The organism is Duganella sp. AC237, assembly GCF_979254035.1.
In genome coordinates, this window is sequence record NZ_CEEDEW010000003.1 from 1,007,961 (window position 1) to 1,034,475 (window position 26,515).

Sequence of the window (26,515 nt, forward strand, 5' to 3'; positions counted from 1 at the left end):
GCTGGGAGGCCAGCCATGAGCCTCTTCTACGTGATCGGCGCCGCCGCCGCCGGCGGCCTGCTGGTGTATTTGATCGTCGCGTTGCTGAAAGCGGAGGAACTGTGATGACCATGCAATCGATCGTTCTGCTGGTGGTGTTCCTGGCCGCCGTCATCGCATTGGCCTACCCGCTCGGCATCCTGCTGACGCGCGTCGGCAACGGCAATGCCATCCCCGGCATGGGCTGGATCGGCAAGATCGAGGCGCTGTTGTACCGCGCCGCGGGCATCGCTGGCCAGGATGGCAAGCCCGAAGGCCAGAACTGGAAAGCATACGCCATCGCGCTGCTGGCCTTCAACGGCATCGGCGCCTTAGCTGTCTACGCGCTTCAGCGGGTTCAGGCCTTCCTGCCGCTCAATCCCCAGGGCCTTGCCAACGTCAGCCCCGACTCGTCGTTCAACACCGCCGTCAGCTTTGTCGCCAACACCAACTGGCAGGGCTACAGCGGCGAACAGACTATGAGTTATCTAACCCAGATGCTGGCGCTGACCGGCCAGAATTTCTTCTCCGCCGCCACCGGCATGGCTGTCGCCTATGCGCTGATCCGGGGCTTTTCTTCACGTTCGGCCAAATCGATCGGTAACTTCTGGGTCGACGCCACCCGTTCGACGCTGTATGTGCTGCTGCCGCTGTCGCTGGTGTTCGCCGTATTCCTGATGGGGCAGGGCGTGATCCAGAACTTCTCCGCGTATAAAGAAGTAACCCTGCTCGATCCGGTCACCTACACGCAGCCCAAAGTCGGCGCTGATGGACAGCCGCTGAAGGACGCCAAGGGCGAGCCGGTCACCGAAACGCTGACCGCCAAAACGCAAACCATCGCCATGGGACCTGTCGCCTCGCAGGAGGCGATCAAGATGCTGGGTACGAACGGTGGCGGCTTCTTTAACGCCAATTCGGCACACCCGTATGAGAATCCGACGCCGCTGACGAACTTCATGCAGATGCTGGCCATCTTCCTGATCCCTGCCGGCTTGTGCTTCGCGTTCGGCCGCATGGTGGGCGATCCGCGCCAGGGCTGGGCGGTCCTGGCCGCGATGACATTGCTGTTCGTCGCCACCACGGTCGTGGTGCTGGGCGCCGAGCAGCAGGCGCATCCCGCGCTGCAGGCGCTCAACGTCGACCAGGCCATGAGCGCGCTGCAATCGGGCGGCAATATGGAAGGCAAGGAAACCCGCTTCGGCATCAGCGCCTCGGCCTTGTTCGCCGCCGTGACCACGGCCGCCTCCTGCGGCGCGGTCAACGCCATGCATGATTCGTTCATGCCGTTGGGCGGCATGATCCCGATGCTGTTGATCCAGTTCGGCGAAGTGATTTTCGGCGGCGTCGGCTCGGGGCTGTACGGCATGCTGATCTTCGCCATCATGGCCGTCTTCATCGCAGGCCTGATGATCGGCCGCACGCCGGAATACCTGGGCAAGAAGATCCAGGCATACGAGATGAAGATGACCTCCATCGCCATCCTGGTGACGCCGACCCTGGTGCTGGTCGGTACCGCCATCGCCGTCATGACGGACGCCGGCAAGGCCGGCATCGCCAATCCCGGCGCCCACGGCTTCTCCGAGATCCTGTACGCGTTCAGCTCCGCCGCCAACAACAACGGCAGCGCCTTTGCCGGCCTGTCCGCCAATACGCCGTTTTATAACAGCATGCTGGCGGTGGCGATGTGGTTCGGTCGCTTCGCGATGATCGTGCCTATCCTGGCCATCGCCGGTTCGCTGGCCGGTAAAAACCGCTTGCAGGCGAATGCCGGCACCATGCCGACCCACGGCCCGATGTTCATCGGCCTGCTGTGCGGCGTGGTGGCGCTGGTCGGCGTGCTCAATTATGTTCCGGCGCTCGCGCTCGGCCCAGTGGTCGACCACTTGCAGCTGTTTGCAAAATAAGGAATCACCATGTCGCAGACTATCCAAAAAGAGATGACCATCTTTACCAATCCACCGGTCAAAAAGCAGGGCATGTTCGATAGCGAGTTGCTGATGCCGGCCATCGCCGACTCGTTCCGCAAACTCAGCCCCGCCACGCAGGTGCGCAGCCCCGTGATGTTCGTGGTCTACGTCGGCAGCATCATCACCACCTTGCTGTATGTGCAGGCGCTGTTGGGCAAGGGCGAGACCAGCCCCGGTTTCATCCTCGCGATCACCGTCTGGCTGTGGTTCACGGTGCTGTTCGCGAACTTCGCCGAGGCCATGGCCGAAGGCCGCAGCAAGGCGCAGGCGGCGTCGCTGCGCAGCCTGAAGCAAACCGTGGTCGCCAAGAAGCTGGCCAGCCCAAAGTACGGCACCACCTGGCTGCCGCAGCCCGCGCTCGATCTGCGCAAGGGTAACTACATCCTGGTGGAGGCGGGCGACGTGATCCCGATCGACGGTGAAGTGATCGAAGGCGTGGCGTCGGTCGACGAAAGCGCCATCACCGGCGAATCGGCGCCGGTGATCCGCGAGTCCGGCGGTGATTTCTCGTCCGTCACCGGCGGCACGCGCGTGCTGTCGGACTGGCTGGTGGTCAAAGTCACCGCCAATCCGGGCGAGACCTTCCTCGACCGCATGATCTCGATGGTCGAAGGCGCCAAGCGCCAGAAAACGCCAAACGAGATCGCGCTGACGATCCTGCTGGTGGCCCTGACCATCGTGTTCCTGATCGTGACCGTGACCTTGCTGCCGTTTTCGCTGTTTTCCGTGGCCGCCAGCGGCAGCGGCGCGCCGGTCAACATCACGGTGCTGATCGCGCTGCTGGTGTGCCTGATCCCAACCACCATCGGCGGCCTGCTGTCGGCCATCGGCGTGGCCGGCATGAGCCGCATGATGCAGGCCAACGTGATCGCCACCTCCGGCCGCGCCGTGGAGGCGGCCGGCGACGTCGACGTGCTGCTGCTCGATAAAACCGGCACCATCACGCTCGGCAACCGCCAGGCATCATCGTTCGTGCCGGCGCCCGGCGTGACCGACCAGCAGTTGGCCGATATCGCGCAATTGGCCTCGCTGGCCGACGAAACGCCGGAAGGGCGCAGCATCGTGGTGCTGGCAAAGCAGAAGTTCAACCTGCGCGAGCGCGAGATGGCGTCGCTGAACGCGGTGTTTGTGCCGTTCACCGCGCAAACCCGCATGAGCGGCGTCGATATCGGCGACCGCGAAATCCGCAAGGGCGCGGCCGACACGGTGCGCAAGTACGTCGAGGTGCTCGGCTTGCCGTATCCGGCGGAAGTGACCCGCGCCGTCGACGACATCTCGCGTCGCGGCAGCACGCCGCTGGTGGTGGTCGACGGCGGCCGCGTGATGGGCGTCGTCGAGTTGAAGGACATCGTAAAGGGCGGCATCAAGGAGCGCTTCGCGGAGTTGCGCCGCATGGGCATCAAGACCGTCATGATCACCGGCGACAACAAGCTGACCGCCGCCGCCATCGCCGCCGAGGCAGGCGTGGACGATTTCCTGGCCGAGGCGACGCCGGAAGACAAGCTTAAACTGATACGCAGCTATCAGTCCGAGGGACGTCTGGTGGCGATGACCGGCGACGGCACCAACGACGCGCCGGCCCTGGCGCAGGCCGATGTCGCCGTGGCGATGAACTCGGGCACGCAGGCGGCCAAGGAGGCGGGCAACATGGTCGATCTGGATTCGAATCCAACCAAGCTGCTGGAGATCGTCGAAATCGGCAAGCAGATGTTGATGACGCGCGGCTCGCTGACGACGTTCTCCATCTCCAACGACATCGCCAAGTACTTCGCCATCATTCCGGCGGCCTTCGTCGGCACTTACCCGCAACTGAAGGCGCTCGACATCATGCACCTGGCCAGCCCGTCGTCGGCCATCATGTCGGCGGTGATCTTCAACGCGCTGATCATCGTCGCGCTGATTCCGCTGGCGCTCAAGGGCGTGCGTTACCGCGCCATCGGCGCCGTCGCGCTGTTGCGCCGCAACCTGCTGCTGTACGGCGTCGGCGGCATAATCCTGCCGTTCGTCGGCATCAAGGCCATCGACCTGCTGCTGTCGGCGCTCAACCTGGTTTAAGGAGTTCATCATGTCGTTTTCCGCAATTCGTCCCGCCGTCGTCGTCTTCAGTGCCTTGACCCTGATCTGCGGCGTGATTTATCCACTCGCCGTCACCGGCATCGGCGCCGCAGCATTTTCCGCCCAGGCGGCCGGCAGCCTGGTGGAAGCCGGCGGCAAGCAGGTCGGCTCGACGCTGATCGGCCAGTCGTTCTCGTCGCCGCAGTATTTTTGGGGCCGTCCGTCGGCCACCGGGCCGATGCCCAACAACGCCGCCGGCTCCAGCGGCTCCAATCAGGGACCGAACAATCCCGCGCTGCTGGATGCCGTCAAGGGCCGTATCGACGCGCTCAAGGCGGCAGATCCGTCCAACAGCGCTCCGATTCCGGTCGATCTGGTGACGGCGTCCGCCAGCGGCCTCGATCCCGAGATCAGCGTGGCCGCCGCGCGCTATCAGGCCGGCCGCATCGCCGCCGTCCGCAAGCTGCCTGCCAAGGAGGTGCTGGCGCTGATCGACCGCCACCGGATCGCCCAGGTGTTCGGCTTCTTCGGCGAGCCGAGGGTCAACGTGCTGGCGCTGAATCTGGCGTTGGACGGCGCGGCAAGCGCCGACAAGGGGTAAAATCAGCGCATGTCCATGTTCCCCAACGAGAGCCAACGACCCGACCCCGATGCGCTGCTGGCGCAGGTGCAGGCGCAGGAGCGCAAGGCGGCGCGCGGCAAGCTGCGCATCTACTTCGGCGCCTCCGCCGGCGTCGGCAAGACCTATGCGATGCTGGCCGCCGCCCGCAAGCTGCAGGCCGAAGGGCAGGAGGTGTTGGTCGGCGTTGTCGAAACCCACGGACGCGGCGAGACCGCCGCCATGCTGGAGGACCTGGACGTGCTGCCGCCCAAGCGCATCGACTATCGCGGCAAAACCCTGAGCGAATTCGATCTCGATGGCGCGCTGGCCCGGCGCCCGCCGCTGATCCTCATGGACGAACTGGCGCACTCCAACGCGCCCGGCTCGCGCCACCCCAAGCGCTGGCAGGACATCGAGGAACTGCTCGACGCCGGCATCGACGTGCTCACCACCGTCAATGTGCAGCACCTTGAAAGCCTCAACGACGTCGTCGGCGGCATCACCGGCATCCGCGTCGGCGAGACGGTGCCCGACACGGTGTTCGACCAGGCCGACGAGGTGGTGCTGGTCGATATCCCGGCCGACGAACTGTTGGCGCGCCTCAAAAGCGGCAAGGTCTATCAGGAGCAGCAGGCCGAGCGCGCGTCGAAAAACTTCTTCCGCAAAGGGAATCTGATCGCGTTGCGCGAGCTGGCGCTGCGCCGCACCGCCGACCGGGTCGAGGACGACGTGCGCGCCTACCGCGTCGAGCAATCGATTGCCGACATCTGGAAGACCGGCGCCGCGCTGCTGGCCTGCGTCGGCCCGCGTCCCGGCGGCGAGCATACGGTGCGCAGCACGGCGAGGCTGGCCGGCCAACTGGGCACCGGCTGGCACGCGATCTATGTCGAAACGCCGTCGCTGCACCGGCTGCCCGCCGCGCGGCGCGAGCAGATCCTCAAAACCCTGAAGCTGGCGGAGAGCCTGGGCGCGACCACGGCGGTCATTTCCGGGCGCGACATCGCCATGGCGGCGGTGGAATATGCGCGCAGCCGCAACCTGTCGAAGATCGTGGTCGGCCGCGCCCATCCGACGTGGCCTTGGCGCCCGCCGCACATCAAGCGCCTGGCGCTCTACGCGCCGGACCTCGACCTGATCGAAATCGGCCGCGCAAGCAAGGAGCCGGAGGCGGCATCGCCGCTTCCCATCGGCCGGGACGCCGACGACTTGCCCGCCGATGCCGATGACACCGGGGTAAAAGTGCCTTGGCTGCGCAGCCGGGCCGCCGGCTACCTGATTGCCGCCTTGGCCAGCGTGGCCACCGCGCTGGTGGCCACGCCGCTGGCGGTCTGGCTCGACCTGGCCAACATCGCCATGCTGTTTTTGCTGATGGTGGTGCTGGTGGCGGTGCGCTTCGGTCGCGGACCGTCGGTGCTGGGCACTTGCGTCAGCGTGGCCTGCTTCGACTTCTTTTTCGTTCCGCCGCGCTTCACCTTCGCCGTGACGGATTTCCAGTACGTGATTACCTTTGTCGTCATGCTCGCGGTGGGGCTGATCACCGGCCACCTGACCGCCGGCCTGCGTTTCGAGGCGCGCATCGCCTCACAGCGCGAGAAGCGCTCGCGCGCACTCTATGAGTTCGCGCGTGAACTGTCCGGCGCTTTGCAAACCGAGCAAATCTTCGGGACCACACAGGCGGCGATTCAGCGCGCCTTCCGCGCCCGCTCCACGCTGATGGTGCCGGACGACGAGGGCAGGCTGCGGATGCCGCCTCCCGGAAACGGTGGCGACGCTATCCAGGCCGTCGATGCCGCCTATATCGGGCACCGCTCCGCGCTCGACATCGGCATCGCCCAATGGTCGTTCGACCACGCCGAAAGCGCGGGCCTGGGCACCGGCACCCTGCCAGCCAGCCGGATCTTTTACCTGCCGCTCGAAGCGCCGATGCGCACGCGCGGCGTACTGGCAATCGAACCGGCAAACGCGCGCTGGATACTGATCCCCGAGCAGCGGCAGCAGCTCGACACCTTCGCCGCGCTGGCCGCCATCGCGCTGGAACGGGTGCACTACATCGAAGTGGCGCAGAACGCGCTGGTCAACATGGAATCCGAGCGGCTGCGCAATTCGCTGCTGGCGGCGTTGTCGCACGACCTGCGCACGCCGCTCACGTCCCTGGTCGGCCTGTCCGAATCGCTGGCCGGCTCAAAACCGGCGCTGGCGCCCTCGCAACTGGATATGGCGGCCGCGCTGCACGACGAGGCCCTGCGCATGAGCGCCCTGGTCTCGAATCTGCTCGACATGGCGCGCATCCAGAGCGGGGAAGTGAAATTCAACCTGCAATGGCAGCCGCTGGAGGAAGTGGTGGGCAGCGCGCTGCGCGCCAGCGCGTCGCTATTAAAAGGCCACGTGGTGCGCACCCGGCTGCCGTCCGACCTGCCGCTGCTGCGCTACGACGCGGTGCTGATCGAACGGGTGCTGTGCAACCTGGTGGAAAACGCCGGCAAATATACGCCGCCCGGCTCGCAAATCGTCATCGCCGCCGAGTTGCACGGCGCCTGGATTAATATCCTGGTCTATGATGACGGTCCGGGTTTGCCGCCCGGACGCGAGGAAGCCATCTTCGAGAAATTCACGCGCGGCGAACGGGAATCGGCCAAGCCTGGCGTGGGCCTGGGGCTGGCGATCTGCCGCGCCATCGTCGAGGCGCACGGCGGACGCATCGCGGCGGCGCAGTCGCCGTTGGGCGGCGCGGGCTTCGCGATCTCGCTGCCGCTTGGCACGCCGCCGGAAATGCCGGAGATGCACGAGCTGGAACAGGATAGCTGATATGAGTGACGTAAATGAATGACATAGCGACCGCCCCCATCGCCCTGCTGGTCGAGGACGAGCCGCAAATCCGCCGCTTCGTGCGCGCCGCGCTGGAGGAGGAGGGCTGGCAGGTGCACGAGGCGGCGACCCTGCAGCGTGGCCTGATCGACGCCGGCACCCGCAAACCGGATTTGATCGTGCTCGATCTGGGCCTGCCCGACGGCGACGGCATCGATTTCGTCGCCGATTTGCGCAAATGGTCGACGGTGCCGGTGATCGTGCTGTCGGCGCGGGTCAACGAGGCCGACAAGATCCGCGCGCTCGACGCCGGCGCCGACGATTACCTGACCAAGCCGTTCGGTGTCGGCGAGCTGCTGGCGCGGGTGCGCGCCACCTTGCGGCGCCAGCGCCAGCCCGCCGCGGATAATGATGGCCTGATCGTGTTCGGCGATGTCACGGTGGACCTGAAGAACCGCCGCGTCACGCGCGCCGGGGAGAATGTCCACCTGACGCCCACCGAGTATCGACTGCTCGCGGTTTTGGTGGGTAACGCCGGCCGCGTGATGACCAATCCGCAGTTGCTGCGCGCGGTCTGGGGGCCGTCGCAAGGGGAGAACGGCCACTACCTGCGCATCTACATGGGGCATCTGCGGCACAAGCTGGAGGCCGATCCCACTCAGCCGCGCCATCTGCTGACCGAAACCGCTGTCGGCTACCGCCTTCAATTGCAGTCATGATGTCGCAGCGCTTGATCCGCCAGACTTTGTCGACGGCGCATACATGGCGGGTACGGCGTTCCGCCTGATCGCGCTACGTCTCATTTGCTCAAGGTCCGCATGGCCCGTTCCAGCCCATCCATCGTCAGCGGGAACATCCGGTTGTTCATCAACTGGCGGATGATGCTGACCGATTGCCGGTACTGCCAAATCCCTTCCGGCTCGGGATTGAGCCAGACGAACTTCGGAAACGCGTTAGTGAAGCGCGCCAGCCACTCGCTGCCCGCTTCCGCATTGTTATATTCGACCGAGCCCCCCGGCTGCAGCACCTCGTAGGGGCTCATGGTCGCGTCGCCGACAAAAATCAGCTTGGTATCGGCCGGGTACTTGCGCAGGATGTCCCACGTCGGAAAACGCTCCGAATGCCGCCGCCGGTTGTTCTTCCACATATAGTCATAAACGCAGTTGTGGAAGTAGAAGAACTCCATGTTCTTGAATTCCGTCTTCGACGCCGAGAACAGCTCCTCGGTGCGCTCGATATGGTCGTCCATGGTCCCGCCCACGTCGAACAGCATCAGCACCTTGATATTGTTCTTGCGCTCGGGCTGCATCTTGATGTCCAGGTAGCCGGCATTGCTGGCCGTGGCGCGGATGGTGGCGTCGAGCGCCAACTCGTCCTCCGCTCCCTGGCGCGCGAACTTGCGCAGGCGCCGCAGCGCGACCTTGATGTTGCGCGTGCCGATTTCCTTGTCGCCGTCGTAGTCCTTGTAGGCGCGCGCCTCCCACACCTTGACCGCCGTGCGGTTGCCGCCCTTGCCGCCGATGCGCACCCCTTCCGGATTGGTGCCGCCGTTGCCGAAGGGCGAGGTGCCGCCCGTGCCTATCCATTTGCTGCCGCCCTCGTGGCGCTCCTTCTGCTCCTTGAGCAGCTCCTGCAGACGGTCCATCAGCTTGTCGTAGCCGAATTTTTCCAGCTCGGCCCTCTGCTCGGCGCTCAGCTCACGCTTCATGCGCTGCAGCAGCCAGTCCAGCGGAATCGCGCTGTTGGTCTCGAAGACGTCGTTGACGCCCTTGAAGTACATGCCGAAGGCGCGGTCGAACTTGTCGAAGTGCGCCTCGTCCTTCACCAGCGTGAGGCGCGACAGGTAATAGAAGTCGTCGAGCGAGGCGTCGATGACGTTCTTTTGCATCGCTTCGAGCAAGGTCAGGAACTCCTTGATCGTGACCGGGATTTTGGCGTCCTTGAGCGTGAAGAAGAAATCGATCAGCATCTCAGGCCTTCCCGTGCCGTTCCAGCCGGTAGCGCAGCTGCGCCTTGATCTCGGGCCATTCGCCGGCCGTGATGCTGTACATGACCGTGTCGCGCACGGTGCCGTCGCGCCGCACCGCGTGGTGGCGCAGCACGCCGTCCTTGCGCGCGCCCAGGCGCTCGATGGCCGCCTGCGAGGCGTGGTTGAAGTTATCGGTGCGCAGGCCGACCAGCGCCGCGCCCAGTTTTTCGAACGCGTGCGTCATCAGCAGCAGCTTGCAGGTGGAGTTGACGTGGCTGCGCTGGCGGCTCTTGGCGTACCAGGTGTAGCCGATCTCCATGCGGCCGATGCCCGGGACGATGTCGTGATAACTGGTCGAGCCGATGACGGCGCCGCTGACCGTGTCGATCACGGCGAAGGCCAGCCGGGTGGGGCGCATCTCCAGCGCCTTGTCGATGTAGGCGTCCACTTCGTTCGGGGCCGGCACGGAGGTGACGCGCAAGGTCCACAGCTCGCCGTCCTGCGCGGCGGCCAGCAGGCCCTCGGCGTGCTGCGGCCCGAGCGGCTCGAGGCGCACGCCGTTCAATTCCAGGATGATCGGGGAGGGGGCCTTCATCAGCGGTTGGTCCTCGACATGAACACCAGGCGCTCGAACAGGTGCACGTCCTGCTCGTTCTTGAGCAGCGCGCCGTGCAGCGGCGGCACGATGGCCTTGGCGTCCTGGCTGCGCAGCGCCTCGGCCGGGATGTCCTCGGCCATCAGCAGCTTGAGCCAGTCGAGGAACTCCGACGTCGACGGCTTTTTCTTCAGGCCCGGCACGTCGCGCACCTCGTAGAAGCTTTGCAGCGCCTGCGCCAGCAAATCCTTCTTCAAATTCGGGTAGTGCACGGCGACGATCTGCTCCATCGTGTCGCGGTCCGGGAATTTAATATAGTGGAAGAAGCAGCGGCGCAGGAAGGCGTCCGGCAGCTCCTTCTCGTTGTTGGAAGTGATGATCACCAGCGGCCGGTGCACCGCCCGCACCATTTCGCGCGTCTCGTAGACGTAGAACTCCATCCGGTCGAGCTCGCGCAGCAGGTCGTTCGGGAACTCGATGTCGGCCTTGTCGATTTCGTCGATCAGCAGCACCACCGGCTCGGGGGCCGTGAAAGCCTGCCACAGCACCCCCTTGACGATGTAGTTCTGGATGTCGCGCACACGCTCGTCGCCCAGCTGGGAGTCGCGCAAACGCGACACCGCGTCGTATTCATACAACCCTTGTTGCGCCTTGGTGGTGGACTTGATATGCCATTGCATCAGCGGCATGTTCAAGGCGGCGGCCACTTCCTCGGCCAGCATGGTCTTGCCGGTGCCCGGCTCGCCCTTGATCAGCAGCGGGCGTTGCAGCGTCAAGGCCGCATTCACGGCCAGTTTCAGGTCATTGGTCGCGACGTACTGGTCGGAACCCTCAAAGCGTTGGGTGGCTTGCATGCGTGATGTCTCGGTGAAAAAGGGATTTGTCGAGTATAGGGGAGATTGGCCGATGTTGTGGCCCGGTATCACCCCGACAGGCGGCCTCGGCACTGTGTTGTTCCGGCAATGATTCTGTGTAGCTTAGAAAAATTTCTTGAGTTAGAATCGCAGGCTAATAGTGCAAAAGTCAAGTTTTGCATCCGCGGTAGTATCCGATTACTTACCTTGCAAACACCATGAAAAAAATCACCGCACTTCTCGTGCTCGCAGGCCTCGCTCAGACCGTCCAGGTCGCCGCCGCGGCGGAAATCGTGGGCAACGCCCAGAACGCCAAGGCCAAGGTTGAAATGTGTATCGGTTGTCATGGAATTCCGGGTTACAAAGCCACCTTCCCGGAAGTGTTTCAGGTACCGATGATCGGCGGACAGTCGGCCAAGTATATTGAAAACGCGCTGCAGGCCTATAAGAAGGGCGATCGCAAGCATCCATCCATGAAGGGCATCGCCGCCAGCCTGTCGGACCAGGATATCGCCGATGTCGCCGCGTTCTACGCGCAGCAGACGCGCACCGCCGCGAAATGAGGACCGCCAATATGAAAAAACTGATCGCCGCAGTGTTCTGCTCCGCCCTGTCGTTCTCCGCCGTCGCTGGCGGCAATGTCGCCGCCGGCAAGGCCGTGGCCGACAAATACAGTTGCTTCACCTGCCATGGCAAGGATTACAACTCCCCGATCGACCCCAGCTATCCAAAGCTGGCCGGCCAGCACAAGGATTACATTCAGCATGCGCTGACGGCCTACAAGCGGGGCGACGGCGCCAATGGCCGCAACAACGCCATCATGACCGGACAGGTCAAGCCGCTGACGAATCAGGACATCAAGGACCTGGCGGCGTATTTCCACAGTCTGCCTGGCAGTCTGGCGGTGCACCGCTAGACCGTCTGGCCAAGGCGGCGACGCCTCCCTCCAGCCCCGAAAAGCCACGCATTGCGTGGCTTTTTTGTATCTTTTCGCCGGTTTTTTTGTGTCCGTCTACGTAGTTTCTTCCGCTTTCCTTAAGTGTTATCCCTCATCTGGCGCCAACTTTGCGCTGCTAAAATCCTCTTTCTTGATAATATCTATGGACACTCGTTCAATTCTATTGTCGGTTTTCGCCGCCAATCGGCATTGAACAAGCATCGGCAGCCGTCACCCTCTTCGTCCGCGCGCAGTCATCGCCAAGGACGACCAGCCACCTTCGAATGCCACTTCCCGGCGCCATCGGCGTGCGGGATGGCCGGCAACGCCAGTCCCGAATACAGTCGGTACCTATGAATGGAGTTACGTATGCGTAAGTCATTATTAATTTTGATGTCGTGCCTGATCCTGGCGGCATGTAGCAAATCGCCGGCGCCGTCGGACGACAAACCGGTCGACGTGCTGCTGGTCGGCGCCGGCACCATGAGCGCCACCCTGGGCGCCATGCTCAAGGAGATGGACCCGAGCCTGACCATGGCCATCTACGAGCGCGTGGATTCGGTCGCCGCCGAGAGCTCGGACGCGATGAACAATGCCGGCACCGGCCACTCGGCCTTCGCCGAACTGAATTACACGCCGGAAGCGGCCGACGGCCACATCGAAACCAAGAAAGCGGTCGAAATCAACGAGCAGTTCGAGATTTCCAAGCAATTCTGGGCCTACCAGGTCAAGAACAAGTACATCGGCGCGCCGCAAACCTTCATCAACAACGTGCCGCACATGGCCTTTGTCTGGGGCGACGACAACATCAACTTCCTGCGCAAGCGCTACGCCGCGCTGCAGAAGGAAAACCTGTTCAAGGGCATGCTGTACTCGGAAGATCCGGCCGTCATCCAGCAATGGGCGCCGCTGATCATGACCGGTCGCGACAAGGGCCAGAAAGTCGCCGCCACCCGCATGGAAATCGGCACCGACGTCAACTTCGGCAACCTCACGCGCGCGCTGGTAAAGCACCTGACCGACAGCCACGGCACCACCTTGAACCTGCGCCACCAGGTCGAAGACATCAAGCGCGGCACCGACGGCAACTGGAACGTCACCGTCAAGAACCTGGCCGACGACTCCGTCAAGACCGTGCGCGCCAAGTTCGTGTTCATCGGCGCCGGCGGCGGTTCGCTGCCGCTGCTGGAAAAATCGGGCATCCCGGAAGCCAAGGGCTACGGCGGCGTACCGGTCGGCGGCCAATGGCTGGTCACCACCAACCAGGCGCTGATCGACCAGCACGCCGCCAAGGTGTACGGCAAGGCGTCGGTCGGCTCGCCGCCGATGTCGGTGCCGCACCTGGATACCCGCATCATCGACGGCAAGAAAGCGCTGTTATTCGGCCCGTTCGCCACGTTCTCGACCAAGTTCCTGAAAAACGGTTCGTGGATCGACCTGCCGGCCTCGATCGACAGCGGCAACGTCCGCCCGATGCTGCAAGCCGGCTACGACAACATCCCGCTGACCAAGTACCTGGTCGGCCAAGTGATGAATTCGCCTGAAGACCGTCTGGCCGCGCTGAAAGAGTACCTGCCGACCGCCAAGCTGGAAGACTGGACGCTGCAAAACGCCGGCCAGCGCGTGCAGATCGTCAAGGACGACCCTGAAAAAGGCGGCCTGTTGCAGTTCGGTACGGAAGTGGTGGGTTCGGCCGACGGCAGCATCGTCGCGCTGCTGGGCGCCTCGCCGGGCGCCTCGACCGCGCCGCCGATCATGATCAAAGTGTTGCAGACCGCGTTCAAGGCCAAGCTGGCCACGCCCGAATGGGACGCGAAAATGAAGGCCATGGTGCCGTCCTACGGTCACAAGCTGAACGGCGATCCGGTACTGGCGAACAAGATCCGCCACTACAGCAGCGACATCCTGGGCCTGAAGGCGTTCACGCTGGATGAGCCGGCAGTCGCCGCCGCACCCGCAGAGGCCGCAGCCAAATAAAGCAAGCCACAAAAAAGAAGAAGCCACGCTGATGCGTGTCTTTTTTTCATCCGTTGCTTTATTTGATGCGGCGCTTGATGGCTTCGATGTAGGCGTCGCCGTCGGGAGGCGTGCCGGTGCGCTGGGCGTTCCAGATCATCTCGCCCAGGCATTCCATGATCTCGTGCTGCGCTTCGTGCGCGGAATCGAGCTTGAGGGTGAGGGCGGTGGCGGCGTCGCGGATGCCGCGCGGCTGGTCGATCGAGATCTGCTCGTCGATCGACAGGTGCATCGACAAATGCAGGAATGGATTGGCTTGCGCGCCTTCGACCGAGTAATCGCGCGCCAGCGCCGCGTCGACGTCGGCCAGCACATCATGGTATTCGGGATGGTGGCGCGCCCAGTCGGCCGCCATCGCTTCGAGCGGGGTGAGGATTTCGTTGGCCCGCTGCTTGCGGTAGGCCTCGCAGAAGAAGCGGCGGACGTCGTCGGATGTTGGATTGAACATGCCGCCATTGTACCTCCGGCGAAAAAAAAGCGGGACAGTGTGCCTGTCCCGCGTTTTTTGTTGCAGTCCTTGTTGCTGTTCTTGTTGACGCCTTGCTAACCGCTCAGCTGCCGCTTTTGACCGGCTCGGCCGGCCCCGCCGCGACGGTGGCCACGGTGGCAGTGGATGCCGCCTCGGTCGGCGCGCAGGCCGAGCCCGGTGGTTCCGGGTTCGGACGCGGCGCGTGCGCCTGGCGCAGGTAGCGCGAGCCGTGCTGGCGCCGGTCGTGGCCGTTGGCCGGCCACGTCAGGAAACGCGACAGCTCCTGCAGCGCGCGCTGGTAGACGTCGCGCTTGAACTCGATCACCACGTCGAGCGGCACCCAGTACTCGTGCCAGCGCCAGGCGTCGAATTCCGGATGGTCCGTCAGGCGCAGGTTGACGTCGTTGTCGCGCGCGCACATGCGCAGCAGGAACCAAATCTGCTTCTGGCCACGGTAATGGCCGCGGATTTCCCGCTTGATGAAATGATCCGGCACCTCATAGCGCAGCCAGTCGCGGGTGCGACCGACGATTTTTACGTGCTCGGCCCGCAGGCCGATCTCTTCCTCCAACTCCCGGTACATCGCCTGCTCAGGCGTTTCTCCATATTTGATGCCACCTTGCGGAAACTGCCACGAATGCTCGCGCACCCGTTTGCCCCACCACACCTCGTTCTGCGCGTTGAGCAGGATGATGCCGACGTTGGGCCGAAACCCCTCCCGATCGAGCATATTGCACCTCAAACTTTCTGCGACTGAGCTCCCTGCTTATATTTTTGCCCATAAAAAGACGCCTCGGCTGGGTTTTCGGGGTACGAAAACGGTCGAAGGGCCATCTATTGAACGCATTTGTATAAAGTATGGACGCATCAGCCAGCTAATCCTTTAAAATTAGGTTGATTATAACTCTCTCTTTTTAAAAAGAATTCACCGTATGCGCGCCTCACGATTTTTTATTTCCACGCTTAAAGAAGCGCCTTCCGACGCCGAGATCGTCAGTCACCAGTTAATGATGCGCGCCGGCATGATCAAGCGCCTGGGCTCGGGCATCTACACGTACATGCCGATGGGCCTGCGCGTCATCCGCAAAGTCGAAGCGATCGTACGCGAAGAGATGAACAAGTCCGCCGCCATTGAGCTGCTGATGCCGCTGATCCAGCCGGCCGAGCTGTGGCAGGAAACGGGCCGCTGGGACAAGATGGGCGCCGAGTTGCTGCGCATCAAGGATCGCCACGGCCGCGAATTCGCCTTCCAGCCAACCGCCGAGGAAGTCATCACCGACGTCGTCCGCTCGGAAATTAAATCGTACCGTCAACTTCCGTTGAATTTTTACCACATTCAGACCAAGTTCCGCGACGAACGCCGCCCGCGCTTCGGCCTGATGCGCGGCCGCGAATTCACCATGAAGGACGCGTACTCGTTCGACCGCGACCTGGCCGGCATGCAAGCGTCGTACCAGATCATGTATGACGCCTATGTGCGCATTTTCAACCGCTTCGGCCTGAAGTTCCGCGCCGTGGCGGCCGACAACGGCGCCATCGGCGGCACCGGTTCGCACGAATTCCACGTCATCGCCAGCACCGGCGAGGACGCGGTCGTCTACTGCCCGACCTCCGACTACGCGGCCAACATGGAAGCGGCCGAAGCGTTGCCGCTGAACGCCAGCCGTCCAGCCTCCGCCCAGGCGCTGACCAAGGTCGCCACGCCGGACGCCACCAAGTGCGAGCTGGTCGCCGAGCAGCTCAAGCTGCCGCTGGCGCAGACCGTCAAGACCTTGGCGCTCACCGTCGAGACCGAAAAAGACGGCAAAGTGGCTAAACAGTATTTCATGTTGCTGCTGCGCGGCGATCATGAACTGAACGAAGTGAAGATGGGCAAAGTGGCCGGCCTGGCCGAGCACCGCTTCTCGACCGAGGCGGAAATCCTGGAAGTGTACGGCTGCGTGCCCGGCTATTTGGGTCCGATCGGCACCAAGGCCCCGGTCACCGTGGTGGCCGACCGCACCGTCGCCAACATGGCCGATTTCGTCTGCGGCGCCAACGACGCCGGCTTCCACTACACCGGCGCCAACTGGGGCCGCGACGTCGCCGAACCTGCCATCGTCGCCGACCTGCGCAACGTCGTCGAAGGCGACGCCTCGCCGGACGGCAAGGGCGTGCTGGCGATCGAGCGCGGCATCGAAGTGGGCCACGTGTTCCAGCTCGGCACCGCGTATTCGGAAGCGATGAAGGCCACCTTCCTCGACGAGAACGGCAAGCCTGCGCCGCTGCAGATGGGTTGCTACGGTATCGGCATCACCCGTATCCTGGGCGCGGCCATCGAGCAGAACTTCGACGACAAGGGCATCATCTGGCCGACGTCGCTGGCGCCGTTCGAACTGGTGCTGTGCCCGATGGGCATGGACCGCAGCGAGGCGGTCAAGGAAGCGGCCGAGAAGCTGTACGCCGACGCGCAGGCGGCCGGCATCGACGTCATCCTCGACGACCGCGGCCTGCGTCCGGGCGGCATGTTCGCGGACTGGGAGCTGATCGGCGTGCCGCACCGCGTGGTGATCGGCGACCGTGGCCTGAAGGAAGGCAACCTGGAATACCAGGGCCGCCGCGACACCGAAGCGACCGCCGTGCCGGTGGCCGATGTGATCAGCTTCATCCAGGGCAAAATGTCGCAGTGAGCAAGCGCGTTGTAGCCGGCGCCTTGTTGGCGCTGGCGCTGTCGGTGACGATAGCGCCGGTGGCGCAAGCCGGCAATCAGAAGGAGGAGGCGCTGGCCGATGCGGTCCGCGTCGCCCTCGCCAACAGCATCAAGGATGCGACCCCGCCGCAGATCACCTTCCGCAACGACGCAGAACGGCTGCGTTATGAGGGCTGGCTGGCGCAGATGTCGGCCCGCCTCAAGCGCAAGCTGCCCGACGAGCAGACCCGCCATGAGTTTCTTGCCACCGTGTGGTACGAATCGCGTCGCGCCGGGCTGGAGCCGGGCATGGTGCTGGGGTTGATCCAGGTGGAGTCGGCGTATCGCAAGTACGCTGTTTCGCTGGTGGGCGCGCGCGGCTATATGCAGGTGATGCCGTTCTGGACCAACGTGATCGGCGACCGCGACCGCAGCGCGCTGTTCAATATGCAGACGAATCTGCGCTACGGCTGCGCGATTTTGCGCATGTACATCGACATGGAGGGCGGCAACCTCTACCTTGCGCTGGGCCGCTACAACGGCAGCCGGGGCCGGCCGCAATACCCGAACGCCGTGCTCGCGGCGTGGAACAACTGGAAATAAGCGTGGCCTGACGAACCACGGCCGCCGTGAGGAGAAATTGTGAAACTTGTCAGTAACGTAATAATTCTAGCGTTCGCTTTCGCGGTCGGCGAAAACACCCACGCGCAAGAGAGGACACTCTACGAACGACTCGGTGGCGGCGAAGCTCTCACCCGGGCGGCAAACGAAATAGTCGAGAACGTTTCACATGACCCCCTTACACGCCGTTCATTCGAAGGGGTGGCGTTGAAACCATTAAAGGCCAAGGTGGCCGAGCATCTGTGCGTCATTTCCAGCGGGCCCTGCACGTACAGCGGCGAGAACATGGCTGTTGCCCACACGGGGCTGGCGATCACGGCTGACGAGTTCCGGATCATGGGCGCCTACCTGCACACAGCGTTTTTACGTCAAGGGGCGGACCCCCAAGCCCTATCCGAGTTGGAAGCAATCCTCGAAAGCCTGCGTCCAGATATTCTGAATAAATAGGCGACCAGACCGTTGCGGCGCCATGGGCAAAACTCCGTGTCGCCGCAGTTGCGCCGCAATAGCGCCTGATCAGATGATGATATCGCTCTTGGGCGGCGCCGCTTTCGCTTCCAGTTCCGCCAGACGCGTCTCCAGCGTTTCCAGCTTCGCGCGGGTTTTCGCTAAAACTTGCGTTTGAACATCAAACTCCTCGCGCGTCACCAGGTCCAGTTTGGAGAATCCCTGCGTCATCATGGACTTGACGTTCTTCTCAATGTCCTTTGCTGGTGAGTTTTGGACGGCTTGGCTGATCTTGTTCTGCAAGTCGTTAAAAAAAGTGTTCATATCCATAATATTCCTTGATCTGTTGGGGTTCTGTAAGCACTATAAATGTGCATGCATGCGTCATTGTGGTGCAAAACCAAAGACTCTCGCGTTCGACGCTTTCAGATTATCACTTTCTTCGGAGTACGTCCGTTGTCGCGGATGCTACGGCAGCTATCCGGCGAGCAACATTAGCTGGCACGCATTCTGCTATAGAAGTCAATGAATGCCGCTCACTGCTTTGCCTCACAAGGATTTTACCCGTAACCGTATTCCCTATCTGTGACTAAGTTCGATAACTACAAGGACAAAATTATGAAAAGCACGAACCTGACCCTGATCGCAGCACTGACCTTCGCATTCGCCACCATGAGCGCTTCGGCGCAAGCCCAGGAAGCGCAACCCGCGCCTGCGGCCCCGGCCGCTGCCGAACCGGCACCGGACCACCAGATCAGCTACAACGTCGCTGTCGCCACCGACTACCGTTATCGCGGCATCTCGCAAACCCGTCTCAATCCAGCGCTGCAAGGCGGCGTGGATTACGTGAACAATCCGACCGGCCTGTATGTCGGCACCTGGGCCTCGACCATCAAGTGGGTCAAGGACGGTGGCGGCGACGCCGATATGGAAATCGATGTCTACGGCGGCAAGCGCGGCGAGTTCGCCCCGAATGTCACCTACGATGTCGGCGGCCTGTATTACTACTACCCGTCGAACAAGCTGGCCACCAGCGCCAACACCTTCGAGCTGTACGCCCAACTCGGCGTCGGTCCATTCTCCGTCAAGTATTCCCGCTCGACCACCAATCTGTTCGGCACCGCCGACAGCAAGGACAGCGGCTACGTCGACGCCCAGCTCAACACCGAGATCTATGACGGCTACATCCTGAACGTCCACCTGGGCCGCCAGACCGTCAAGAACAACTCCGCCTTCAGCTACAACGACTACAAACTCGGCTTCACCAAAGATTTCGGCGTCGTGACCGTGGCCGTGGCCGCGTTCTCCACCGATACCGACGCCTATGTCGGCCGCGGCAAGAACCTCGGCAAAACCGGCGCCGTGCTGACCATTTCCAAAACCTTCTAAGCGAGGCTTAGCATGAAAATGATTACCGCCATTATCAAGCCGTTCAAGCTCGACGAGGTCCGCGAGGCCTTGTCGGCGATCAACGTGCAAGGCATCACCGTGACCGAGGTGAAAGGCTTCGGCCGCCAGAAAGGCCACACCGAGCTGTATCGCGGTGCCGAGTACGTCGTGGACTTCCTGCCGAAGACCAAGATCGAGGCGGCGGTGGACGATGCCATCGTCGAACAGGCGATCGAAGCGATTGAAGGCGCTGCCCGCACCGGCAAAATCGGTGACGGCAAGATCTTTGTGTACAACCTGGAACAGGTGATCCGTATTCGTACCGGTGAAACCGGCCACGAAGCTCTTTAAGGGGAAGATTGATGAAGAAAACTATAACAACATTGCTCGCTGGGGTTTCCATCCTGTTCGCACTCGCCGCGCCGGTCCACGCGCAGGAGGCCAAACCGGCTGACTCGCCGGCCGCCGCCGCCACCGCGCCCGCCGCCGCCGCACCCGAAGCGCCGGCAGCGCCTGCCGCCGCGCCTGCCGCCGCCGCGCCTGCCGCCGCAGCAGCACCTGATGCACCCGCCGCACCGGCGCCAACGCCGCAGAAGGGCGACACCGCCTGGATGATGGTCGCGACCCTGCTGGTGATCCTGATGACGATTCCCGGCCTGGCGCTGTTCTACGGCGGCCTGGTCCGTTCCAAAAACATGCTGTCGATCCTGATGCAGGTGTTCATGGTCTTCGCCCTGATCGTGGTGCTGTGGTGCGTGTACGGCTATTCGCTGGCATTCACCGAAGGCAACGCCTTCTACGGCAAATTCGACCGTGCCTTCCTGAACGGCATCTGGGATCCGGCCAAGGGCGCGTTCTCGTACGCCGCCACCTTCAGCAAGGGCGTGGTCATTCCTGAATTTATCTACGTCGCCTTCCAGGCCACGTTTGCCGCCATCACCTGCGGCCTGATCGTCGGCGCCTTCGCCGAGCGCGCCAAGTTCACCGCCGTGCTCGCTTTTGTCGTGCTGTGGTTCACCTTCGCCTACCTGCCGATCGCCCACATGGTCTGGTTCTGGACCGGACCGGACGCGATCAAGGACGCGGCCACCGCCGCCACCGAAGGCGCCAAAGCGGGCTTCCTGTTCCAAAAAGGCGCGCTGGACTTCGCCGGCGGCACCGTGGTGCACATCAACGCCGCGGTTGCCGGCCTGGTCGGTGCCTACATGATCGGCAAACGCGTCGGCTACGGCCGCGAATCGATGGCCCCGCACTCGGTCACCATGACCATGATCGGCGCCTCGCTGCTGTGGGTCGGCTGGTTCGGTTTCAACGCCGGTTCGGCGCTGGAAGCCGCTGACATCGCCGCGCTGGCCTTCATCAACACCTTGCTGGCAACCGCCGCCGCCACCGTGGCCTGGGTGTTCGCCGAGTGGATCTTCAAAGGCAAGCCATCGATGCTCGGTGGCGCCTCGGGTGCGGTGGCCGGTCTGGTCGCCATCACCCCGGCCTGCGGTTTCGTCGGCCCTATGGGCGCGCTGGTCATCGGCCTGGCCGCCGGCGTCGTCTGCCTGTGGGGTGTGAACGGTCTGAAACGCCTGCTGGGCGCCGACGACTCCCTGGACGTGTTCGGCGTCCACGGCGTCGGCGGTATCCTCGGCGCGATCCTGACCGGCGTGTTTGCCGCGCCGTCGCTCGGCGGCCAGGGCATCTTCGACTACGTTGCCAACAAAGCATCGCCTGACTACTCGATCATGGGCCAGGTCACCACCCAGGCGACCGCCGTCGGCGTCACCATCCTGTGGTCGGCTGTCGTCTCGTTCATCGCCTACAAACTGGTCGACGTGGTCATCGGCCTGCGCGTTCCCGAAGAGGAAGAGCGCGAAGGCCTGGACATCACCACCCACGGCGAGTCCGCTTACCACGCTTAATCGTTGTTGTTGTAACAACCCGCTTCGGCGGGTGCCCACAAAAGCGCCTCGAATGAGGCGCTTTTTTCGTTTGCGGGCCATTTCCACCTTTAAAATAGGGTTTTCGCCCTGATTTGGGCTATCTGCAAGGTAATATTTGAGGTTCTGTTGCCTGGAGGGCCGTCCTCCCGCACATTTAAGGAAGTAATCATGGTTCCCCATCTCGTCACGGCTCTGACCGGTCCGCTGCTCGATCTCGAAGAAAAAATCCTGGCCGCCACGCCGGCCATTGAGCGCTGGTTCCGTCTGGAATGGCAGGAACACACGCCGCCGTTCTATTGCTCGGTCGATATGCGCAACGCCGGCTACAAGCTGGCCCCGGTCGATACCAACCTGTTCCCGGGCGGTTTCAACCACCTGGCCACGGAAATGCTGCCGCTGTCGGTGCAGGCCGCGATGGCCGCGATCGACAAATATTGTCCTGACGCGCGCAATCTGCTGCTGATCCCGGAAATCCACCAGCGCCACCCGACCTACTGGCAAAACGTCGCGCGGCTGATGCAGATCTTCCGCCAGACCGGCCTGCACGTGCGCCTCGGTTCGCTGTCGCCCGAGGTGACGCAGCCGACGCCGATCGCTCTGCCGGACGGCAATATGCTGGTGGTCGAGCCGCTGGTGCGCTCGGCCAACGGCCGCCGCGTCGGCCTGAAGGACTTCGATCCGTGCACGATTTTGCTCAACAACGACCTCTCGGCCGGCATTCCGGAGATTTTGCAGAACATCCATGAGCAGAGCCTGCTGCCGCCGCTGCACGCCGGCTGGGCCGTGCGCCGCAAGAGCAACCACCTGAACGCGTATGACGAGGTGGTCAAGAAGTTCGGCAAGCTGATCGGCGTCGATCCGTGGATGCTCAACCCGTTCCACGCCAAGTGCGACGCGGTCAACTTCCGCACCGGCGACGGCTACGATTGCCTGGCCGCCAATGTCGACGCGCTGCTGGCCAAGATCAAGAAGAAGTACAAGGAATACGGCATGAAGGAGCACAAGCCCTTCGTGATCGTCAAGCCGGACGCCGGGACCTACGGCACCAGCATCCTGACGATCAAGGATTCCAGTGAAATCAAGGACTTGAGCCAGGCCCAGCGCGACAAGATGATCGTCATCAAGGATGGCAAGGAAGTGACCGACTTCATCATCCAGGAGGGCGTGCCGACCTTCGAGAGCATCAAGGACGACGTCGCCGAGCCGGTGGTGTACATGATCGACCGCTACGTGGTGGGCGGCTTTTACCGCGTGCACGCGGAAAAGGGTGTCGACCAGAACCTCAACGCACCCGGTTCGCAGTACGTGCCGCTGGCGTTCGCGCAGCAGCACGCGGTGCCCGATTTGAAGGCGAAGCCGGGCACGGCGGCGCCGAACCGTTTCTACGTCTACGGCGTGGTGGCGCGGCTGGCGCTGCTGGCGGCGTCGCTGGAAATGGAACGCACCGATCCCAATCCGGAAGTGTATTAAGCCGACATTATCGGCTTGGCAAGGGCCACCGGGCTAGCGGCCTCGTCCGCTCCCCGGTGCGGGTGGCGAATCTCGGCTAAAATCAGGCATTACCCAGATTGGATGCGCCCATGAAAATAGCTTTCCTCGCCGATCCCTTGGCCAGTTTCAAGACCTACAAGGATTCGACCTACGCCATGATGGTGGAGGCCGCCAAGCGCGGCCATACCGTCTACGCCTTCGAGCAAAAAGACATGGCCGTCAACGGCGGCGTGGCCTATGCCAAAGTTGCCGAAATCACCATCCTGGACGACCTCAAGGACTGGTTCCGCGCCGCCCCGGCCGTGGAAACCAACCTCGGCGAGTTCGACGCGATCGTCCAGCGCAAGGACCCGCCGTTCGACATGGAGTACATCTACGGCACCTACATGCTGGAGCTGGCCGAGAAACAGGGCGCCAGCGTCTTCAACAAGCCGTCGACCATCCGCGACCACAACGAAAAGCTGGCCATCGCCCAGTTCAGCGAGTTCACCTCGCCGACCCTGGTGACGGCCGACGAGGCGCGCATCCGCGCCTTCCAGTCCGAGCATGGCGACGTCATCCTCAAGCCGCTCGACGGCATGGGCGGCACCGGCATCTTCCGCGTCAAGCCGGACGCGATGAACCTGGGCGCCATCATCGAAACGCTGACCGACAACGGCAAGCGCACCATCATGGCCCAGCGCTTCATTCCTGACATCGCCAAGGGCGACAAGCGCATCCTGGTCATCGGCGGCAAGCCGGTGCCGTTTTCGCTGGCGCGCATCCCGCAAAACGGCGAGGTGCGGGGCAACTTGGCGGCCGGCGGCCTTGGTGTGGCCCAACCTTTGACCGAACGCGACTTCGAAATCGCCAATACCCTGGGTCCGATACTGGCCGCGCGCGGCTTGTTGCTGGTAGGATTGGACGTGATCGGGGATTGCCTGACGGAAGTAAACGTTACCAGCCCGACCTGTTTCCAGGAAATCACCCAGCAGGCCGGTTTCCCGGTCGCGGCGATGTTCATGGACGCGGTGGAGGCGGCCGTGGAAGCGGCGACCCCGGCCCGATGATGGATATTCAAAATAATTTTGCCGGACGGCCTCAAAAACCTCCGCGCTCACTGGCGGTTTAAGAATATGGTTGGCATACTGCTTATGACGCACGCACCGCTGGGACAGGCTTTCATCGCCGCCTGCGCGCATGTGTTCCGTGGTCCGACCGAGCGGCTCGAGGCGATCGATGTGATCGCCGACCAGGACCTCGGCGAAGTGCAGTCCCTGGCGGCGGCGGCGATCAAGCGGCTCGACGACGGCGACGGCGTTTTGATCATGACCGATGTCAAGGGCGGTACCCCCGCCAATTGTTGCGACCGGTTGGCGGATGCGGGCCGGGTGGAGGTCATCGCCGGCATCAGTTTGCCGATGCTGCTGCGGGCCATCACCTACCGGCGCGACACGCTCGACGTGGTCGTCGAGATGGCCCTGGCCGGCGCGCAAAGCGGTGCGGTGCGCGTCGACAACCGGATTCGCGTCGTGTAGCGACGGCGCGGGAATTTTTTGTGCGGCTTATTTGCGCGGTTTGTTTTGCGCCGATTTCTCATTGAGACAAAAGAAAAATGATTCAACAAGAACTTGAGATTATCAACAAGCTTGGACTGCATGCCCGGGCTTCCGCCAAATTTACCCAACTGGCAGCAAAGTTTCAAAGCGACGTATGGCTGACCCGCAACGCGCGCCGCATCAACGCCAAGTCCATCATGGGCGTGATGATGCTGGCCGCCGGCAAGGGCGCCAAGGTCACGCTGGAGGCCGACGGCCCCGATGAAAGCGAATGTATCGCCGCCTTGTCCGCACTGGTCAACGACAAGTTCGGCGAAGGCGAGTAATGCCCTCGGATCGTAGCCGTTCCCGCATTTTCACTGGTCCACCCATGGCTTCCTTCACACTGCACGGCATTCCTGTCTCCCGCGGCATCGCCATCGGCCGCGCGCACAAGCTGGCGCCGGCGGCGCTCGACGTCAAGCATTACCTGGTGGCCGAGGAGCATCTGGAAGCGGAAGTGGTGCGGCTGCAGCAGGCGCTGGCCCAGGTGCACAAGGAACTGCAAACGCTGTGGAACGAGCTGCCCAAGGACGCGCCGACCGAGTTGGGCGCCTTCATCGACGTCCACGCGCTGATCCTGTCGGACCCGATGATCTCGGAGGCGCCGCTCGACATCATCCGCGCGCGCCACTACAACGCCGAATGGGCGCTGCTGACCCAGATCGACGAGCTGTCGGCGCAGTTCGACGAGATCGAAGACCCGTACCTGCGCGAGCGCAAGGCCGACATCCAGCAGGTGGCCGAGCGCGTGCTCAAGGTGTTGATGGGCACCGCGCAGATCCTGCCGCCGACCACCAGCAGCGGCGATGAATTCCAGGCGCAGATGATCATCGTCGCCCACGACATCTCGCCGGCCGACATGCTGCAGTTCCGCGACCGCTCCTTCATCGGCTTCGTCACCGACGTCGGCGGCCAGAACTCGCACACGGCGATCGTCGCGCGCAGCCTGGACATCCCGGCCGCCGTCGGCATGTCCGGCGCCTCCACCCTGATCGAGCAGGACGACTGGCTGATCATCGACGGCGACGCCGGCGTGGTCATCGCCAACCCCAGCGCCCTGGTGCTGGAGCAGTACCGCGAGCGCCAGGGCGCCGCGCTGCGCGCCCGCAAAAAGCTCAATAAGCTCAAGAAAACGCCGGCCATCACCAGGGACGGCACCGAGATCACGCTGCTGGCCAACATCGAGCTGCCCGACGACTGTCCGGCGGCGATGGAGGCGGGCGCCAACGGCGTGGGCCTGTTCCGCTCCGAGTTCCTGTTCATGGGCCGCAACAGCAAGATCCCGTCCGAGGACGAACAGTTCGAGCAGTACAAGCGCGCGGTGGTGGCGATGAAGGGGCGGCCGGTGACGATCCGCACGCTCGATATCGGTGCCGACAAGCCGCTCGACCAGACCGAGCACACGGCGCTCAATCCGGCGCTGGGCCTGCGGGCGATTCGCTATTGCCTCGCCGAGCCGCAGATTTTCCTCACGCAGCTGCGCGCCATCCTGCGCGCGTCGGCGTTCGGCAAGGTGAAGATTCTGATCCCGATGCTGGCGCACGCGTTCGAGATCGACCAGTCGCTGGCGATGATCGCCCAGGCCAAGGCCGAACTGCGCGAGGCGAAGATCAAATTCGACGACACCGTGCCGGTGGGCGCGATGATCGAAATCCCGGCGGCGGCGCTGTCGCTGCCGATGTTCGTCAAGCGCATGAACTTCCTGTCGATCGGCACCAACGACCTGATTCAGTACACCCTGGCGATCGACCGGGTTGATTATGAGGTCGCGCACCTTTACAATCCGCTGCATCCGGCTGTGCTGCAGTTGATCTCGATGACGATTGCGGCCGGGCATAAAGCCGGGATCGACGTCGCCGTGTGCGGCGAAATGGCGGGCGACGTCAAGCTGACACGCCTGCTGCTGGGCATGGGACTGCGCGAATTCTCGATGCACCCGGCGCAGCTGCTGTCGGTCAAGCAGGAAATCCTGAACAGCGACCTTGCGCGGATCGTTCCGCAAACCCGCAAGATCATGCGCTCGATGGAACCAGGTGCAATTGCAGACGCGGTCGAACAATTGCAACTGATGTAAGTCGGTGGGACCCATCCTCGCGGTCCCG

Annotated in this window: 26 protein-coding genes; 20 read left to right on the forward strand and 6 right to left on the reverse strand. The window is 63.2% G+C overall.

Features of this window, described 5'->3' with window-relative positions; all coding sequences use genetic code 11:
* The first annotated feature begins 15 nt into the window (after nt 1-15).
* From AC0IYS_RS04835 to kdpE, 6 genes are read left to right on the forward strand one after another with little or no spacing between them, the layout of a single operon-like run.
* Nucleotides 16-105, forward strand: a complete 90-nt coding sequence (locus tag AC0IYS_RS04835; protein ID WP_471704110.1) for a potassium-transporting ATPase subunit F — start codon at nt 16-18, stop codon at nt 103-105.
* Nucleotides 105-1,922 (forward strand): potassium-transporting ATPase subunit KdpA, encoded by a 1,818-nt coding sequence (kdpA, locus tag AC0IYS_RS04840; RefSeq protein ID WP_471704112.1) that lies wholly within the window; start codon nt 105-107, stop codon nt 1,920-1,922. Before AC0IYS_RS04835 ends, kdpA begins: the two co-directional genes overlap by 1 nt.
* A 33-nt stretch (nt 1,923-1,955) precedes the next feature.
* Entirely contained in the window at nt 1,956-4,040 is a 2,085-nt protein-coding gene (gene kdpB / locus AC0IYS_RS04845) for a potassium-transporting ATPase subunit KdpB (RefSeq protein WP_471708796.1), read from the forward strand.
* Nucleotides 4,041-4,050: 10 nt separating this feature from the next.
* Nucleotides 4,051-4,641 carry a potassium-transporting ATPase subunit KdpC gene (kdpC, locus tag AC0IYS_RS04850; RefSeq protein WP_471704113.1) on the forward strand — a complete coding sequence of 197 codons (591 nt, stop codon included), beginning with the start codon at nt 4,051-4,053 and terminating at the stop codon, nt 4,639-4,641.
* Between the two features lie 15 nt (nt 4,642-4,656).
* Complete coding sequence (kdpD, locus tag AC0IYS_RS04855) at nt 4,657-7,446, forward strand: two-component system sensor histidine kinase KdpD (RefSeq protein WP_471708797.1); 2,790 nt, start codon at nt 4,657-4,659, stop codon at nt 7,444-7,446.
* A 14-nt stretch (nt 7,447-7,460) separates the two neighbouring features.
* Nucleotides 7,461-8,165 carry a two-component system response regulator KdpE gene (gene kdpE / locus AC0IYS_RS04860; RefSeq protein WP_471704114.1) on the forward strand — a complete coding sequence of 235 codons (705 nt, stop codon included), beginning with the start codon at nt 7,461-7,463 and terminating at the stop codon, nt 8,163-8,165.
* Between the two features lie 80 nt (nt 8,166-8,245).
* Here kdpE and AC0IYS_RS04865 read toward each other — a convergent pair whose 3' ends face one another.
* Genes AC0IYS_RS04865 through AC0IYS_RS04875 form a run of 3 tightly spaced genes read right to left on the reverse strand, consistent with a single transcriptional unit; the run spans nt 8,246 to nt 10,864 of the window.
* Nucleotides 8,246-9,415, reverse strand: a complete 1,170-nt coding sequence (locus AC0IYS_RS04865; protein ID WP_471704115.1) for a vWA domain-containing protein — start codon at nt 9,413-9,415, stop codon at nt 8,246-8,248.
* Nucleotide 9,416: 1 nt separating this feature from the next.
* The gene (locus tag AC0IYS_RS04870; RefSeq protein ID WP_471704116.1) at nt 9,417-10,010 is read right to left on the reverse strand and encodes a GNAT family N-acetyltransferase; all 594 of its coding nucleotides are present in this window, start codon (nt 10,008-10,010) and stop codon (nt 9,417-9,419) included.
* Nucleotides 10,010-10,864, reverse strand: a complete 855-nt coding sequence (locus AC0IYS_RS04875; RefSeq protein WP_090317177.1) for an AAA family ATPase — start codon at nt 10,862-10,864, stop codon at nt 10,010-10,012. The genes AC0IYS_RS04870 and AC0IYS_RS04875 overlap by 1 nt, the downstream gene beginning before the upstream one ends.
* Before the next feature lie 218 nt (nt 10,865-11,082).
* Between AC0IYS_RS04875 and AC0IYS_RS04880 the strand changes: the two genes are divergently transcribed.
* The 3 genes from AC0IYS_RS04880 to mqo all read left to right on the forward strand — a co-directional run bounded on the left by AC0IYS_RS04880 (nt 11,083) and on the right by mqo (nt 13,778).
* The gene (locus AC0IYS_RS04880) at nt 11,083-11,427 is read left to right on the forward strand and encodes a c-type cytochrome (protein WP_471704117.1); all 345 of its coding nucleotides are present in this window, start codon (nt 11,083-11,085) and stop codon (nt 11,425-11,427) included.
* A gap of 11 nt (nt 11,428-11,438) precedes the next feature.
* Complete coding sequence (locus tag AC0IYS_RS04885; protein WP_471704118.1) at nt 11,439-11,780, forward strand: c-type cytochrome; 342 nt, start codon at nt 11,439-11,441, stop codon at nt 11,778-11,780.
* Nucleotides 11,781-12,170: 390 nt separating this feature from the next.
* Nucleotides 12,171-13,778 carry a malate dehydrogenase (quinone) gene (mqo, locus tag AC0IYS_RS04890; RefSeq protein ID WP_471704119.1) on the forward strand — a complete coding sequence of 536 codons (1,608 nt, stop codon included), beginning with the start codon at nt 12,171-12,173 and terminating at the stop codon, nt 13,776-13,778.
* A gap of 58 nt (nt 13,779-13,836) precedes the next feature.
* On the opposite strand, the gene AC0IYS_RS04895 is transcribed toward mqo, so the two are convergent.
* Nucleotides 13,837-14,265, reverse strand: coding sequence for a DUF1841 family protein (locus AC0IYS_RS04895; RefSeq protein ID WP_471704120.1), 429 nt, complete (start codon nt 14,263-14,265; stop codon nt 13,837-13,839).
* Between the two features lie 103 nt (nt 14,266-14,368).
* The gene (locus tag AC0IYS_RS04900) at nt 14,369-15,016 is read right to left on the reverse strand and encodes an RNA pyrophosphohydrolase (RefSeq protein ID WP_471704121.1); all 648 of its coding nucleotides are present in this window, start codon (nt 15,014-15,016) and stop codon (nt 14,369-14,371) included.
* Nucleotides 15,017-15,218: 202 nt separating this feature from the next.
* On the opposite strand from AC0IYS_RS04900, the gene AC0IYS_RS04905 reads away from it, so the two are divergent.
* The 3 genes from AC0IYS_RS04905 to AC0IYS_RS04915 are packed head-to-tail and all read left to right on the forward strand — an operon-like array spanning nt 15,219 to nt 18,022.
* A complete protein-coding gene (locus tag AC0IYS_RS04905; RefSeq protein ID WP_471704122.1) occupies nt 15,219-16,955 on the forward strand; it encodes a proline--tRNA ligase in 1,737 nt (578 codons plus the stop codon).
* 23 nt (nt 16,956-16,978) lie between these two features.
* Complete coding sequence (locus AC0IYS_RS04910; RefSeq protein WP_471708798.1) at nt 16,979-17,557, forward strand: lytic transglycosylase domain-containing protein; 579 nt, start codon at nt 16,979-16,981, stop codon at nt 17,555-17,557.
* Between the two features lie 39 nt (nt 17,558-17,596).
* On the forward strand, nt 17,597-18,022 hold the full coding sequence (locus tag AC0IYS_RS04915) for a group I truncated hemoglobin (protein ID WP_471704123.1): 426 nt from the start codon (nt 17,597-17,599) through the stop codon (nt 18,020-18,022).
* Nucleotides 18,023-18,091: 69 nt separating this feature from the next.
* On the opposite strand, the gene AC0IYS_RS04920 is transcribed toward AC0IYS_RS04915, so the two are convergent.
* Nucleotides 18,092-18,352: an accessory factor UbiK family protein gene (locus tag AC0IYS_RS04920; protein ID WP_471704124.1), complete on the reverse strand. Its 261-nt coding sequence runs from the start codon at nt 18,350-18,352 to the stop codon at nt 18,092-18,094.
* Between the two features lie 288 nt (nt 18,353-18,640).
* Here AC0IYS_RS04920 and AC0IYS_RS04925 point away from each other — a divergent pair, with 288 nt between their 5' ends.
* The 8 genes from AC0IYS_RS04925 (at nt 18,641) to ptsP (ending at nt 26,487) form a co-directional block, all read left to right on the forward strand.
* Nucleotides 18,641-19,411, forward strand: coding sequence for a TorF family putative porin (locus AC0IYS_RS04925; protein ID WP_471704126.1), 771 nt, complete (start codon nt 18,641-18,643; stop codon nt 19,409-19,411).
* Between the two features lie 12 nt (nt 19,412-19,423).
* The gene (locus AC0IYS_RS04930) at nt 19,424-19,762 is read left to right on the forward strand and encodes a P-II family nitrogen regulator (RefSeq protein WP_090317127.1); all 339 of its coding nucleotides are present in this window, start codon (nt 19,424-19,426) and stop codon (nt 19,760-19,762) included.
* Nucleotides 19,763-19,773: 11 nt separating this feature from the next.
* Nucleotides 19,774-21,321, forward strand: coding sequence for an ammonium transporter (locus AC0IYS_RS04935; RefSeq protein WP_471704127.1), 1,548 nt, complete (start codon nt 19,774-19,776; stop codon nt 21,319-21,321).
* Nucleotides 21,322-21,510: 189 nt separating this feature from the next.
* On the forward strand, nt 21,511-22,812 hold the full coding sequence (gene gshA, locus AC0IYS_RS04940; protein WP_090317122.1) for a glutamate--cysteine ligase: 1,302 nt from the start codon (nt 21,511-21,513) through the stop codon (nt 22,810-22,812).
* Between the two features lie 110 nt (nt 22,813-22,922).
* Entirely contained in the window at nt 22,923-23,882 is a 960-nt protein-coding gene (gene gshB, locus AC0IYS_RS04945; RefSeq protein WP_471704129.1) for a glutathione synthase, read from the forward strand.
* A gap of 66 nt (nt 23,883-23,948) precedes the next feature.
* On the forward strand, nt 23,949-24,350 hold the full coding sequence (locus AC0IYS_RS04950; protein ID WP_315222646.1) for a PTS sugar transporter subunit IIA: 402 nt from the start codon (nt 23,949-23,951) through the stop codon (nt 24,348-24,350).
* A 77-nt stretch (nt 24,351-24,427) separates the two neighbouring features.
* A complete protein-coding gene (locus AC0IYS_RS04955) occupies nt 24,428-24,697 on the forward strand; it encodes an HPr family phosphocarrier protein (protein WP_090317115.1) in 270 nt (89 codons plus the stop codon).
* A gap of 44 nt (nt 24,698-24,741) precedes the next feature.
* A complete protein-coding gene (ptsP, locus tag AC0IYS_RS04960) occupies nt 24,742-26,487 on the forward strand; it encodes a phosphoenolpyruvate--protein phosphotransferase (protein ID WP_471704130.1) in 1,746 nt (581 codons plus the stop codon).
* Nucleotides 26,488-26,515 lie beyond the last annotated feature (28 nt).